This window comes from Pseudomonas sp. SAS7 (genome assembly GCF_052112345.1).
GTDB lineage: Bacteria > Pseudomonadota > Gammaproteobacteria > Pseudomonadales > Pseudomonadaceae > Aquipseudomonas > Aquipseudomonas putida_Q.
The window spans coordinates 45,091-59,085 of record NZ_JBEGGO010000006.1 but is presented as its reverse complement, the minus strand read 5'-3'; the positions used below and the strand labels follow the sequence as shown (position 1 = coordinate 59,085).

15 protein-coding genes are annotated in these 13,995 nt (G+C 63.7%); 11 read left to right on the top strand and 4 right to left on the bottom strand.

What is annotated here, in order from left to right:
- Positions 1-30: 30 nt before the first annotated feature.
- Complete coding sequence (gene prmA / locus ABI582_RS11555; RefSeq protein WP_442119237.1) at positions 31-909, bottom strand: 50S ribosomal protein L11 methyltransferase; 879 nt, start codon at positions 907-909, stop codon at positions 31-33.
- Between the two features lie 199 nt (positions 910-1,108).
- Positions 1,109-1,564, bottom strand: coding sequence for a MaoC family dehydratase (locus tag ABI582_RS11550; protein ID WP_049275586.1), 456 nt, complete (start codon positions 1,562-1,564; stop codon positions 1,109-1,111).
- A gap of 143 nt (positions 1,565-1,707) precedes the next feature.
- On the opposite strand from ABI582_RS11550, the gene ABI582_RS11545 reads away from it, so the two are divergent.
- The 3 genes from ABI582_RS11545 to ABI582_RS11535 are packed head-to-tail and all read left to right on the top strand — an operon-like array spanning position 1,708 to position 3,383.
- On the top strand, positions 1,708-2,070 hold the full coding sequence (locus ABI582_RS11545) for a CidA/LrgA family protein (protein WP_258909619.1): 363 nt from the start codon (positions 1,708-1,710) through the stop codon (positions 2,068-2,070).
- Positions 2,067-2,783 (top strand): LrgB family protein, encoded by a 717-nt coding sequence (locus ABI582_RS11540; RefSeq protein WP_016501813.1) that lies wholly within the window; start codon positions 2,067-2,069, stop codon positions 2,781-2,783. The genes ABI582_RS11545 and ABI582_RS11540 overlap by 4 nt, the downstream gene beginning before the upstream one ends.
- 9 nt (positions 2,784-2,792) lie before the next feature.
- Entirely contained in the window at positions 2,793-3,383 is a 591-nt protein-coding gene (locus tag ABI582_RS11535; protein WP_016501812.1) for an LON peptidase substrate-binding domain-containing protein, read from the top strand.
- Positions 3,384-3,511: 128 nt separating this feature from the next.
- On the opposite strand, the gene ABI582_RS11530 is transcribed toward ABI582_RS11535, so the two are convergent.
- Together ABI582_RS11530 and ABI582_RS11525 are read right to left on the bottom strand one after the other, a co-directional pair.
- Positions 3,512-4,828: a bifunctional DedA family/phosphatase PAP2 family protein gene (locus ABI582_RS11530; protein ID WP_442119236.1), complete on the bottom strand. Its 1,317-nt coding sequence runs from the start codon at positions 4,826-4,828 to the stop codon at positions 3,512-3,514.
- A 2-nt stretch (positions 4,829-4,830) separates the two neighbouring features.
- Positions 4,831-5,499, bottom strand: a complete 669-nt coding sequence (locus ABI582_RS11525) for a DNA-3-methyladenine glycosylase (RefSeq protein ID WP_442119235.1) — start codon at positions 5,497-5,499, stop codon at positions 4,831-4,833.
- A 489-nt stretch (positions 5,500-5,988) separates the two neighbouring features.
- Between ABI582_RS11525 and ABI582_RS11520 the strand changes: the two genes are divergently transcribed.
- Genes ABI582_RS11520 through ABI582_RS11485 form a run of 8 tightly spaced genes read left to right on the top strand, consistent with a single transcriptional unit; the run spans position 5,989 to position 13,950 of the window.
- Positions 5,989-7,260 carry a glutamate-5-semialdehyde dehydrogenase gene (locus ABI582_RS11520; protein WP_442119234.1) on the top strand — a complete coding sequence of 424 codons (1,272 nt, stop codon included), beginning with the start codon at positions 5,989-5,991 and terminating at the stop codon, positions 7,258-7,260.
- Between the two features lies 1 nt (position 7,261).
- A complete protein-coding gene (nadD, locus tag ABI582_RS11515; protein ID WP_442119233.1) occupies positions 7,262-7,921 on the top strand; it encodes a nicotinate-nucleotide adenylyltransferase in 660 nt (219 codons plus the stop codon).
- A gap of 43 nt (positions 7,922-7,964) precedes the next feature.
- The gene (gene rsfS, locus ABI582_RS11510) at positions 7,965-8,396 is read left to right on the top strand and encodes a ribosome silencing factor (protein ID WP_338745362.1); all 432 of its coding nucleotides are present in this window, start codon (positions 7,965-7,967) and stop codon (positions 8,394-8,396) included.
- Positions 8,397-8,405: 9 nt separating this feature from the next.
- Positions 8,406-8,873, top strand: coding sequence for a 23S rRNA (pseudouridine(1915)-N(3))-methyltransferase RlmH (gene rlmH / locus ABI582_RS11505; protein ID WP_003249722.1), 468 nt, complete (start codon positions 8,406-8,408; stop codon positions 8,871-8,873).
- 16 nt (positions 8,874-8,889) lie between these two features.
- The gene (gene mrdA / locus ABI582_RS11500; RefSeq protein WP_368977665.1) at positions 8,890-10,779 is read left to right on the top strand and encodes a penicillin-binding protein 2; all 1,890 of its coding nucleotides are present in this window, start codon (positions 8,890-8,892) and stop codon (positions 10,777-10,779) included.
- A gap of 38 nt (positions 10,780-10,817) precedes the next feature.
- Positions 10,818-11,921: a rod shape-determining protein RodA gene (rodA, locus tag ABI582_RS11495; RefSeq protein ID WP_258657774.1), complete on the top strand. Its 1,104-nt coding sequence runs from the start codon at positions 10,818-10,820 to the stop codon at positions 11,919-11,921.
- Between the two features lie 17 nt (positions 11,922-11,938).
- Positions 11,939-12,949, top strand: coding sequence for a lytic murein transglycosylase B (gene mltB / locus ABI582_RS11490; RefSeq protein ID WP_442119232.1), 1,011 nt, complete (start codon positions 11,939-11,941; stop codon positions 12,947-12,949).
- Positions 12,949-13,950: a septal ring lytic transglycosylase RlpA family protein gene (locus ABI582_RS11485; protein ID WP_442119231.1), complete on the top strand. Its 1,002-nt coding sequence runs from the start codon at positions 12,949-12,951 to the stop codon at positions 13,948-13,950. Before mltB ends, ABI582_RS11485 begins: the two co-directional genes overlap by 1 nt.
- The last annotated feature ends 45 nt before the right edge of the window (positions 13,951-13,995 follow it).

Sequence of the window (13,995 nt, the reverse complement as noted above, 5' to 3'; positions counted from 1 at the left end):
GAGCTGTGCAGAGAGATATTCTAGGCCCGCTTAGCGGCGGCGACCACTGATGCGCACCCAGCCGTCGCGAACCACTATCGGGTCCAGCTCGAAGTCGGTGGCGTAGGCTGCAGCCACGTCGTCACCCTGTTCGGCCAAAATGCCGGACAGCGCCAGCAGGCCACCTGGGCGGACCAGGCCGGACAACTGCGGCGCCAGCGACACCAGCGGGCCGGCGAGGATGTTGGCGACCAGCACGTCTGCCTGCATGGCCGGCATGTGCTCGGGCAGGTACAGCGCCAGCTTTTCATCGGCGATGCCGTTGCGCTGGGCATTGTCCCGCGAGGCCTCGATGGCCTGCACGTCGATGTCGGTACCCACCGCTTCACGGGCGCCCAGCAGCAGCGAGGCGATGGCCAGGATGCCCGAGCCGCAGCCGAAGTCCAGCACCTGGGTGCCTTCGAGCTGCTGGCCATCGAGCCATTCCAGGCACAGGGCAGTGGTGGGGTGGGTGCCGGTGCCGAAAGCAAGGCCCGGGTCCAGCAGCAGGTTGACTGCGTCCTTTTCCGGGGCGTCGTGCCAGCTGGGCACGATCCACAGGCGGCGGCCAAAACGCATGGGCTGGAAATTGTCCATCCAGCTGCGCTCCCAGTCCTGGTCCTCGATCACCTCGGCCTGGTGCTGCGGCAGCTCGGCGCCAGTCAGCAGGCGCAGGTGGGCAAACACCTGCTCGGGCTCGGCATCGGCCTCGAACAGCGCCAGCAGATGGGTGTGCGACCACAGCGGGGTGGTGTTGAGGTCTGGCTCGAAGATCGGCTGATCTTCGGCGTCCATGAATGTGACCGAGACGGCGCCTACTTCGAGCAGGGCATCTTCGTAGGTTTCGGCTTGTTCCGGGCTGATGGCCAGGCGTACTTGCAGCCAGGGCATGGCGGGCACCTTTGCTAAACGACAGGGGCAGCCCGAGGCTGCGCGAAGGCTGGCAGTCTACGCGAGTGCGGGGGATTTGTGGATCGGGGGCTGCTGTGCAGCCCATTCGCAGCACAAGGCTGCTCCTACAGGAGATCGCATACCCCTGTAGGAGCAGCCTTGTGCTGCGAATGGGGCGCATAGCGCCCCCGGGGATAAATCAGACGAAACAGAGCGAGAGCGACTCAGCTATATAGGCAGGTTTTTCTTCACCCTCGATTTCCAGCGTGGCAATCGCCTTGAGCAACCACTGCCCCGGCTTCTTCTCCACCACTTCGGCCAGGTCCACTTTCAGCCGAACCTGGCTGTTGACCTTGACCGGCTGGATGAACCGTACGCTGTCCAGCCCATAGTTCACCACCATCTTCAGCCCTTCTGGCAGGACCAGGATGTCCTCTATCAGCTTGGGGATCAGTGACAATGTCAGGAAGCCGTGGGCAATGGTGCCGCCAAACGGGGTTTTCGCCGCCTTTTCAGGGTCGACATGGATGAACTGGAAATCGCCCGTCGCCTCGGCGAACAGGTTGATGCGCTGCTGGTCGATTTTCAGCCAGGCGGAGCGGCCCAGTTCCTTACCAACATATTGCGAAAGCTCTGTAACCGGTACATAGGGCATCGCGGACTCTCCAGGTTGTCAGTTGGTACGAAAGTGCAAGATCAGCACGGCGAACCGTTTCAGTCAAGTTGTCTGCTTTTCGGCGAATATCGGTATATAGCTGCCCGTGCTTATAATGGCGGCCATGCCCGAGGGAGATGCTTATGCTGTTGCGTGGTTTGACCTGGCTGGTGCTGTTCCAGCTGCTGGGGACGGCAATCAATCACCTGTTGGTGCCGTTTCTGCCGGGGCCGATCATCGGCCTGGTGCTGCTGTTGTTCTTCCTTATGGCCCGTGGTGAGGTAGGCAAGCCGCTGAACGAGGCGGCCAGCAGCCTGCTGCGCTACCTGCCGCTGTTGCTGGTGCCGCCGGCAGTGGGGGTTATGGTATACGCCAAGGACATTGCCGCTGACTTCTGGGCGATTGCCGGTGCCTTGCTGATTTCGTGCCTGGTGACGCTGGTGTTTGTTGGTGTGCTGATGCAAAAGCTCATCCATCGCCAGGGCAAGCAGGAGGAGCAGCCATGATGCTCGATTGGCAAGGCGCGCTGAATGCCGTGGTGCACCATCCTTTGTTCGGTATCGGTATCACGCTCGGTGCCTACCAGGTGGTGCTGGCGGCCTACGAGAAAACCCGCTGGATCTTCCTGCAGCCGGTATTGGTTTCGATGTTGCTGGTAATTGGCGTGTTGCTGCTGTGCGGCATCGAATACAGCGAGTACCGCAAGAGCACCGAAATCATGAACATCCTGCTGGGCCCCGCCACCGTGGCGCTGGCTGTGCCGCTCTATCTCAACCTGCGGCGCATCCGGCAGCTGTTCTGGCCCACATTTACTACGCTGGTAATCGGGGGGCTGTTCGCCACGCTCTGCTGCCTGTTGCTAGGCTGGTGGTTCGGTGCCGAGCACATGATCCTGATGACCATGGCGCCCAAGTCGGTGACCTCGCCAATCGCCATGCTGGTGGCGGAGCAGATTGGCGGCGTGGCGGCCCTGGCGGCGGTGTTCGTGCTGATCACTGGGGTGATCGGCGCCATCTTCGGACCGGCGCTGCTCAGCCGCTTCGGCGTGCATAGCCCTGAGGCGCGCGGCATGTCACTGGGCGTTACCGCGCATGCGGTGGGTACTTCGGTCGCCCTGCAGGAAGGTGACGAATGCGGCGCTTTTGCCGCGCTGGCGATGAGCTTGATGGGGGTGGCCACGGCAGTGTTCCTGCCGCTGGCGGTCAGCCTGGTGGCTTGAGGAGTTGTGATGACACTACCGCTGTTTCCGCTCAATACCGTGCTGTTCCCGGGCTGCTTTCTCGATTTGCAGATTTTCGAGGCGCGTTACCTGGACATGATCGGGCGCTGCATGAAGCAGGGCGAAGGCTTTGGGGTGGTTTGCATCCTGGAGGGCGAGCAGGTTGGCAAGGCGCCACCGATGGTCGCGTCGATCGGCTGTGAAGCAGTGATCCGCGACTTCGTGCAGCAGGACAACGGTTTGCTGGGGATTCGCGTCGAGGGCGTACGGCGCTTCAACCTGGAAAGCACCGAAGTGCAGAAGGACCAGTTGCTGGTGGGGCAGGTGCAATGGCTACCGGAGCAGGCGGACAGCCCGCTGCTCGAGGCCGATGACGACCTGCTGGCGCTGCTGGTGGCGCTGGGCGAGCACCCGATGGTCGAGGCGCTGGACATGCCGCGCCCGGTGGACGGGCGCCAGGCGCTGGCCAATCAGCTGGCCTACCTGCTGCCGTTCATGGAAGAAGACAAGCTGGACCTGCTGACCCTCGACTCGCCGCAGCAGCGGCTGGGGGAAATCCAGAAGCTGCTGGAGCGGATTCAGGGTGAGCTGTTTGCCTGACACTGATGTGTTGACTGTGCCGGCCCCTTCGCGGGTAAACCCGCTCCCACAGGTACTGCACAGCTCTCAGGGCTGATGAAACCCCTGTGGGAGCGGGTTTACCCGCGAAGGGGCCAGCACAGGCAATATCAATATTGGTATCTGAGCAAAGCCTGAGGCAGCGCATGCATGGCGAAGAACGCCAGCAGCGCGATACATGCCGGCAACACCAGCCACCACACCCGCAGCGGCATGGCTGGCAGCGTCTGCCGATGCTGTACCACTGTCAGGCTAAGCGCACATACACAGCACGCCAGCAAAGCCCCGGCGAGGATGTCGGTCGGCCAGTGCGCGCCCAGGTAAACCCGCGACAGGGCAATTGCCAGCGCCGGAATGCAACCCAGCATCACCCAGGTCAGGCGCATCCGCGGCGGCTGGCCGCGCCCTGCCAGTACCGCGATCACCAGAAAGAACGCAAACGACGCCGAGCTGTGCCCGCTGGGCATGCTGTAGCTGGTCAGTGGGTCGGTCAGCACTTCCGGCCGTGCGCGGGCGAACAGCCATTTAAGCGTACCGTTGGCGATTGCCGTGCCCATCAGTGCGCCAGCGGCAAAAAAGGCGTGCCGCCATTGCCGGGCAAGCAGCAGCAGGCCGGTCAGCAGGGCGCCAAGAAACAGTTGCGTGCGGAAATCGCCCAGCCGGGTCACCAGTACCACAGCGCTGTCGATGGCCTGGCTGCGGTGCTCCTGCACCAGGGTCATCACGCCCTGGTCGAATTCGTGCAGGTAAGGCCAGCCGAGGAATACCCCAGCCAAGGCAAGGAAGCTCATACCGGCGATCAGTCGTGTTCCATGGCGCTGGTCACGAATGCTGGTGGTCAGGCTAAGGCCGATGATGACAGCCAGGGTGCCGGCGATGATGCCAGCATCCAGCCAGAAGCCCTCCGGCAGCGGCAGGCGCATGGCCGCGCCGGTGGCCCAGCCTGGCAGCAGGTAGGCCACCGACCAGCCGGCGCCGGCCACCAGGCTGACGGCGATGAAGCGCGGCAGGGGCATGTCGAACATGCCGGCGACCATTGGCAGCATGGGCCGCAGCGGCCCGATGAAGCGCCCCACCAGCAGGCTGGCGATGCCGTAGCGCTGGAAGTAGGTTTCGGCGCTGCCGATCCACTCAGGGTGATGGCGCAGCAATGGCAGGCGGCGGATGTTCTGGTGGAAGTACTTGCCCAACGTGTACGACACCGCGTCGCCCAGCAAACCGCCGAGAAAACCCAGTAGTAAGGTTTCGCCCAGGCTGAAGGCGCCACTGCCGGCCAGTACCGCGACGGCGAACAGCAGCACGGTGCCAGGCACGATGATGCCGGCAATGGCCAGGCACTCGATGCAGGCCACCAGGAAAATCGCCAGGCCAAGCCACTGCGGGTTGGCGCTGAGCCAGCCGGTCAGGCTGTCGAGCCATTGGCCCATGTTCAGCTTCCTTGTTCGAGAATGAAGAAGTCACGGCCTTCGACTTGGCCCCGACGTAACGGGTTCCGCGTGCAGAACCGAGCGTACTCGGCGTCGACAAAGCGGTAGGGCAGGTGCTCGTCGCGCCCGTGCGGGATGCCCAGCCTTGCGGTCTGGATCACCCTTGGTACGGCATTGCCGCAATCGTCCACGTACAGCCGCTCGGCGTCAAAGCGCTGGGCGTCCCAGTGGGGCACTTTCAGGCCTAGCGCCCGGCACAGCAGGGTCTGGCCGGCGCACAGGCGCGCATCCGGGCGCAGCTTGCCGCTGGCGTCGGGATTGTTCAGTTGCATCTGCGCCAGGCTGTTGGGGCCCGACCGGGCGTCCTGCCAAGGGTAGGCAGACTTGATCAGCACCGCGTTACCCGGGCCTTGGGCGCTGAAGTTCAGCGAGTCGCCGCCGCGGGCGTAGTACATGTAGATGTGCCCGCCACCGAGGAACAATGCCTTGCGCTTTTCGGTGTAGCCGAGCGAGGCGTGGCTGCCCTTGTCAGTGAGGTAGTAGGCCTCGGTCTCAATGATGCGCGCAGCCAGCCACAGGTCGCCGTGGCGGTGGCGGATTACCTTGCCCAGCAGGGCCTTGGCCACGGTCTGGGCATCACGGTCGAAAAAGCTGTCGGGCAGGGCTGGCATGCGGGCAGTTCGTGGCTGGGGAGGCGGGGATGATAGCAATGAATGGCTTAATCTTGGCTGAACCTGTGGGGCGATTGATTGGTATCCATATGTTTCGTTGGTAGCGGCTGCAAGGGGTTCGCCTTGATGTGTTTGGTGCCCGTGAGATCGAGCGCCGCCCGCGCGGCGCATCGCGAGCTGAGCTCGCTCCTACCTTTGTTTCGGGCCAATCAGTCCTGTGGGATTTGCGCGCGAACGCCTTGGCGCATGGCTCGATATCGTGTCTTACGAACAGGGCCGTCGCGCGCGTTGGCGCAGGCGTTACTGGCCCGAAACAAACGTAGGAGCGAGCGCAGCTCGCGATGCGCCGCGCGGGCGGCGCTCGATTTCACAGGCGCAGATATCCGTGAGACGAACACCCATTTTCTACCATCCGCCACCCGCCGCTGGGCGTACACCTGCGCGGCAGTTATAATCAGCCGATTTCCCCTTCGCCAAGACACCGAACCCATGACTGAGTCCGTTCTTGACTACATGACCCGTTTGGGTCGCGCTGCCCGTGAGGCTTCCCGGGTGATCGGCCGTGCCAGCACCGCGCAGAAGAACCGCGCCCTGCAAGCCGCTGCCGATGCGCTGGATGCTGCCCGTGCCGAACTGACTGCCGCCAACGAGTTGGACCTGGCCGCCGGCCGCGCCAATGGCCTTGAGCCGGCGCTGCTCGACCGCCTGGCGCTGACCCCTGCGCGCATCGACGGCATGATCACCGGCCTGCGCCAGGTAGCCAGCCTGCCGGACCCGGTCGGCGCCATCCGCGACATGAGCTACCGTCCATCCGGTATTCAGGTCGGCAAGATGCGCGCACCGCTGGGGGTGATCGGGATCATCTACGAGTCGCGCCCGAACGTGACCATCGATGCTGCCAGCCTGTGCCTGAAGTCGGGTAACGCAACCATCCTGCGTGGCGGCTCCGAAGCCATCCATTCCAACCGCGCCATCGCCACCTGCATCCAGCGTGGCCTGGCCGCTGCGGGCCTGCCGGCCGCCGTGGTGCAGGTGGTCGAGACCACCGACCGCGAAGCCGTGGGTGCGCTGATCAGCATGCCGCAGTTTGTCGACGTCATTGTGCCGCGTGGCGGCCGTGGGCTGATCGAGCGCATCAGCCGCGATGCCCGCGTTCCGGTGATCAAGCACCTGGACGGCATCTGCCACATCTATGTCAGCCAGCATGCCGACCTGGACAAGGCCTGGAACGTTGCCTTCAACGCCAAGACATACCGTTATGGCATCTGCGGCGCCATGGAAACCCTGCTGGTCGACCAGCATGTGGCCGAGCGCTTCCTGCCGGAAATGGGCCGCCGCTTCCAGGAGAAGGGCGTGGAGCTGCGTGGCTGCGAGCGTACCCGCGCGCTGATCGACGCCAAGCCGGCCACTGAAGACGACTGGCACACCGAGTACCTGGACGCGATCCTGTCGATCCGTGTCGTCGATGGCCTGGACCAGGCCATCGAGCACATCAACCACTATGGCTCGCACCACACCGACTCGATCATCAGCGAACACCAGGGTGAAGCCCGCCAGTTCATGGCTGAGGTCGACTCGGCGTCGGTCATGCTCAACACCCCGACCTGCTTCGCCGACGGTTTCGAGTACGGGCTGGGTGCGGAAATCGGTATTTCCACCGACAAGCTGCATGCCCGTGGCCCGGTCGGCCTGGAAGGCCTGACCTGCGAGAAGTACGTAGTGATCGGCGACGGCCAGCTGCGCGGTCAGGAGTCCTGCTGAGTTGAGCAAGGCCCAGGCAGTCCGGCGCATCGGCATTCTAGGCGGCACCTTCGATCCCGTGCACATCGGCCATCTGCGCAGCGCGCTGGAAGTGGCCGAGTTCATGGGGCTGGACGAGCTGCGCCTGTTGCCCAATGCCCGGCCGCCGCACCGCGACACCCCGCAGGTGGGTGCGCAGGATCGCCTGGCCATGGTCCGCGAAGCGGTGCAGGGCGTTGCTTGCCTGAGCGTCGATGCTCGCGAGCTGGAACGGAACAAGCCGTCGTACACCATCGATACGCTGGAATCGATCCGCGCCGAACTGGGCGGCAACGACCAGTTGTTCCTGGTGCTGGGCTGGGATGCCTTCTGCGGCCTGCCTGGTTGGCACCGCTGGGAAGAATTGCTGCAACATTGTCACATCCTGGTGCTGCAACGCCCGGATGCCGACGTAGAACCCCCTGACGAGCTGCGCAACCTGCTGGCTGCGCGCTCGGAGAGCGATCCCGCCGCCATGTCCGGCCCGGCGGGAAATATTTCGTTCGTCTGGCAGACGCCGCTTGCGGTGTCGGCTACACAGATCCGACAGCTGCTGGCCAGCGGCAAATCGGTGAGGTTCCTGGTGCCGGACGCCGTACTGGCCTACATCGAGGCGCACGAACTGTATCGTGCGCCTAACTGACGGTGCCTCTGGCGCCTCATCCAACGAGTTGAACGAGTTTTATATGAGCAAGCAGAAAACCAATGGCATCAGTGGCGAAGAACTGGTCAAACTGACCATTAGCGCTCTGGAAGACGTCAAAGCCCAGGACATCCAGGTTATCGACGTGCGCGACAAGCACAGCCTGACCGACTACATGATCATTGCCACCGGTACCTCCAACCGCCAGATCAACGCGATGCTGGAAAAGGTCCGTGAAGCTGTCAAGAAGCAAGGCGCGCAGCCGCTGGGCGAAGAAGGCAAGGGCGACAGCGACTGGGTGCTGCTGGACCTGAATGACGTCATCGTGCACATGATGACTGCCGCTGCCCGCCAGTTCTACGACCTGGAGCGTCTGTGGGCGGGTGCCGAGCAGAGCCGTGCTGCTGATGCCAAGCATCACAGCCCGGAAAACGCCAGCGCCTACTTCGATGACAAGATCAAAGACCGGGAATAAGGAAGCGTCGTGCGTCTGCGCTTGATCGCGGTCGGCTCGCGCATGCCGAAGTGGGTCGAGGAAGGCTGGCATGAATATGCCAAGCGCCTGCCCGCCGAGCTGTCGCTGGAGCTGGTGGAAATCCCGCTGAATACCCGTGGCAAGAATGCCGATGTCGCCCGCCTGATCCGTCAGGAGGGCGAAGCCATGCTGAGCAAGGTTCAGCCTGGGGAACGCATTGTCACCCTCGAGGTCCATGGCAAGCCCTGGAGCACCGAGCAGCTGGCGACCGAGCTGGACCGCTGGCGCCTGGATGCGCGCACGGTGAATTTGATGGTCGGCGGCCCGGAAGGCCTGGCGCCTGAGGTTTGCGCGCGCGCCGAGCAACGCTGGTCGCTGTCGCCGCTGACCTTGCCGCACCCGTTGGTAAGGATACTCATCGGCGAGCAGATCTACCGCGCCTGGACCGTGTTGTCCGGGCACCCTTACCACAAATGAGCCTGTAAGCAGTCAGATGTCGCAGCCGATCCGCCTCAAGGACCACGAGAAAGACGCCCGCCTGGTGCGCAACCGCGTCGTGGTCGGCGCGGTGGCGATCGTGCTGCTTATTTGCGTGCTGATTGCGCGGCTGTACTACCTGCAGATCATCCAGTACGACTACCACTCGACGCTGTCGGAGAACAACCGGGTGCATGTGCAGCCGATCCCGCCGACCCGCGGGCTGATCTTCGACCGCAACGGGGTGATCGTTGCCGACAACCGGCCCAGCTTCAGCCTATCGATGACCCGCGAACGTGCGGGTAACTGGCAGGAAGTGCTGGACACCATCGTCGAAGTGCTGGATTTGACGGCCGACGACCGGGCCCTGTTCGAGAAGCGTATGCGCCAGGGCCGTCGGCCGTTCGAGCCGGTGCCGATCCTGTTCGAACTCAACGAAGAGCAGATCGCCCGGGTGGCGGTGAACCAGTTCCGCCTGCCAGGCGTGGAAGTGGTGGCCCAGCTGGTGCGGCATTACCCGCAGGGTGCGCATTTCGCCCATTCGGTGGGTTATGTGGGGCGCATCAACGAGAAAGAGCTGAAAACCCTCGACCCGGTGAACTACAGCGGCACCCACCATATCGGCAAGACCGGCATCGAGCGCTTCTACGAAGACGACCTGCACGGCCAGGTCGGCTACGAGGAAGTCGAGACCAACGCCCGGGGCCGCGTGCTGCGGGTGCTCAAGCGCACCGACCCGAAACCGGGCAAGGACATTGTGCTGAGCCTGGACATCAAGCTGCAGGAAGCCGCCGAGGCCGCCCTGGGTGGCCGGCGTGGCGCAGTGGTCGCACTCGACCCACGTACTGGCGAGGTGCTGGCGATGGTCAGCCAGCCAAGCTTCGACCCCAACCTGTTCGTTACCGGCATCAGCTTCAAGGCCTACGCCGAACTACGCGACTCGATCGACCGGCCGCTGTTCAACCGCGTGCTGCGTGGCCTGTACCCGCCGGGCTCGACCATCAAGCCGGCGGTGGCCATTGCGGGTTTGGACAGTGGTGCAGTCAATGCCAGCAGCCGGGTGTTCGACCCGGGCTATTACCAGCTGCCCAACTATGACCACAAATACCGTAACTGGAACCGCTCCGGCGATGGCTGGGTCGACCTGGACACCGCGATCATGCGCTCCAACGACACCTACTTCTACGACCTTGCGCACAAGATGGGCATCGATCGGCTGTCCAGCTACATGAACAAGTTCGGCATCGGCCAGCGGGTTTCCCTCGACATGTTCGAAGAGTCCGCCGGGTTGATGCCGTCGCGCGAATGGAAGCGTGCCACCCGCCGTCAGGCCTGGTTCCCCGGTGAAACCCTGATCCTCGGCATTGGCCAGGGCTACATGCAGGCCACGCCGCTGCAGCTGGCCCAGGCCACCGCGCTGATCGCCAACAAGGGCGTGTGGAACCGCCCGCACCTGGCCAAGACCATCGAAGGCCAGCAGCCTGTGGACGAAAACCCCATGGAAAACATCGTGCTGCGTGACAAGTCCGACTGGGCCAAGGTCACCCATGGCATGGAGCAGGTAATGCACGGCGCCCGCGGTACCGCGCGCAAGGCTGCCGCCGGCGCCCAGTACCGCATTGCCGGCAAGAGCGGTACCGCCCAGGTGGTGGCGATCAAGCAAGGCGAGAAGTACGATCGCAACAAGCTTCAGGAGCGCCACCGCGACCACGCCTTGTTCGTCGCCTTTGCCCCGGCCGAAGCCCCGAAAATCGTGGTATCGGTAATGGTCGAGAACGGTGAGTCCGGCTCGGGCGTGGCTGCGCCCGTGGTACGCCAGATCATGGACGCCTGGCTGCTCGACGAAAATGGCCGGCTCAAGCCCGAGTTCGCGCCTGCCACCGTTACCCAGGAATCGGCCCTGTGATGAACAATTTCGATCGCATGCTCTCCAGTGAGGATGTGATGCGTCGGCGCGCCAGCTTTCTGCAGCGCATCCATATCGACGGCCCCTTGCTGATCATTCTGCTCACCCTTGCGGCCGGCAGCCTGTTCGTCCTTTATTCGGCCAGTGGCAAGAACTGGGACCTGCTGCTCAAGCAGGCCACCTCGTTCGGCATCGGCCTGGTGTCGATGTTCGTCATCGCCCAGCTGGAGCCGCGCTTCATGGCACGCTGGGTGCCGCTGGCGTACCTGACCGGGGTGCTGTTGCTGGTGGTGGTGGACGTGATGGGCCACAACGCCATGGGCGCCACGCGCTGGATCAACATTCCCGGGGTGATCCGCTTCCAGCCCTCGGAATTCATGAAGATCATCATGCCGGCGACCATCGCCTGGTACCTGTCCAAGCGCACCTTGCCGCCCCACTTGAAGCACGTGGCAATCAGCCTGGTGCTGATCGGCGTGCCGTTCATCCTGATCGTGCGCCAGCCCGACCTGGGCACGGCGCTGCTGATTCTCGCCTCCGGCGCCTTCGTGCTGTTCATGGGTGGCCTGCGCTGGCGCTGGATCCTCAGTGTGCTGACGGCGGCGGTGCCGGTGGCGGTGGCGATGTGGTTTTTCGTCATGCACGACTACCAGAAGCAGCGGGTACTGACCTTCCTCGACCCGGAAAGCGACCCGCTGGGCACGGGCTGGAACATCATCCAGTCCAAGGCGGCGATCGGCTCGGGCGGAGTGTTCGGCAAGGGCTGGCTGCTCGGCACCCAGTCGCACCTGGATTTTCTGCCGGAAAGCCACACCGACTTCATCATCGCCGTACTGGGCGAGGAGTTCGGCCTGGTCGGTATCTGCCTGCTGCTGATTGTCTACCTGCTGCTGATCGGCCGTGGCCTGATGATCACCGCCCAGGCGCAGACCCTGTTTGGCAAGCTGCTCGCGGGCAGCCTGACCATGACCTTCTTTGTATACGTGTTCGTCAATATCGGGATGGTCAGCGGCCTTCTGCCTGTGGTGGGCGTGCCGCTACCTTTCATCAGCTATGGCGGAACATCGTTGGTGACGCTGCTTTCAGCGTTTGGCGTTCTGATGTCGATCCACACGCACCGCAAATGGATCGCGCAGGTTTGAATAAGGTGAAGAATTTCATGCAAGCAGTGCGTAACTGGGCTGCCCGTTGTGCGCCGTGGATTGGCGCGGTGGGCCTGTTCGGCGCTGTACAGCTGGCCCATGCCGGCGATTACCAAAGCTCACCGCAGGTGGCCGAGTTTGTTGGCGAAATGAGCCGCGACTATGGTTTTGCCCCTGAGCAGCTGATGGGCGTGTTCCGTGAAGTGCAGCGCAAGCAGTCGATCCTCGACGCCATCTCGCGCCCGGCGGAAAAGGTCAAGCCGTGGAAGGACTACCGGCCGATGTTCCTCACCGACGCGCGCATTGCCCGGGGTGTGGATTTCTGGCGCCAGCACGAGGCCGTGCTGGCCCGTGCCGAGCAGGAATACGGCGTGCCTGCGCAGTACATTGTTTCGATCATCGGTGTGGAAACGTTCTTTGGCCGCAACACCGGCAACTACCGGGTGATCGACGCGCTGTCGACGCTGGGCTTCGACTACCCGCCGCGGGCCGAGTTCTTCCGCAAGGAACTGCGCGAATTCCTGCTGCTGGCCCGTGATGAACAGCTCGACCCGCTGACGCTCAAAGGCTCCTATGCCGGCGCCATGGGCCTGCCGCAGTTCATGCCGAGCAGTTTTCGCAACTACGCGGTGGACTTCGACGGTGATGGCCACATCAATATCTGGAATAACCCGGACGATGCCATCGGCAGCGTCGCCAGCTACTTCAAGCGCCATGGCTGGGTGGCGGGCGGGGGCGTGGTCAGCCGCGCCTGGGTGGATGGTGCACGTGCCGACCAAGGCCTGACCACCGGCATCGAGCCGGCGAAGACGGTAGGGGAGTTGCGCGCGCTTGGCTGGTCGGTTCATGATTCGCTGCGCGATGATCTGCCGGTTACTGCCTTCCGCCTTGAGGGCGACAATGGCCCCGAGTACTGGGTGGGCCTGAAGAACTTCTACGCGATCACTCGCTATAACCGCAGCGTGATGTATGCCATGGCGGTGCATCAGCTTGCGCAACAGCTGGTTCAAGCACGGGGCGTCAAGTAATGCGCGCAATCATCTCTGCCAATTCCTTCAAACTGCTGACCTGCCTCGCCGTTGGCGTGGTGCTGGCCAGCTGTTCATCCAGCCGCCCGCCCCAGCAAAGCAGTGGCAACGTCGTGCGTGCCCAGCCGGGGCTGGACATCAACCGTGCCCACAAGGACGGCGCGCCTTGGTGGGATGTGGATGTGAACAAGATCCCCGACGCCACGCCGACCGTGCACACCGGCAACTACAAGGCCAACCCCTACACGGTGCTGGGCAAGACTTATTACCCCATGCAGGACTCGCGCAATTACCGCGCCGAGGGCACCGCGTCGTGGTACGGCACCAAGTTCCACGGCCAGAACACCGCCAACGGCGAGCTGTACGACCTGTATGGCATGAGCGCGGCGCACAAGACCCTGCCGCTGCCGGCCTACGTGCGGGTGACCAACCTGGCCAACGGCCGTAGCGTGATCCTGCGGGTGAATGACCGTGGCCCGTTCTATTCGGACCGCATCATCGACCTGTCCTACGCGGCAGCGAAAAAGCTCGGCTATGCCGAGACCGGTACCGCGCATGTGCGCGTCGAGGGCATCGACCCGCAGCAGTGGTGGGCCCAGCGTGGCCAGACGCCGCCGATGGTGCTGAAAGAGCCGCAGGTGGCCCAGACCCAGGCGCTCCCGGCCAGTACCGGGCGTATCGAGCAATGGACCCCGCCGGCACAGCAGCATGCGGCGCCGGTGGTGCCGGTGCAGGTGGGTGGCAACAACGTACCTGGCGGCAATGGTGGCAGCTTCCTGCAGGTGGGCGCCTTCGCCAACCCGGACGCCGCCGAACTGCTGCGCTCCAAGCTCAGCACCATGGTCAGTGCACCGGTGTTCATCAGCTCGATTGTGCGCAATCAGCAGACCCTGCACCGCGTGCGCCTGGGGCCGATCGGCAGCCAGGGTGAGATCCAGCAAGCACAAGACAGCATCCGCCTGGCGAACTTGGGGCAGGCCAAGCTGGTCACAGCTGACTGACCGCGTCGTCTTCTTCGCGGGCACGCCCGCTCCCACAGGGGTATG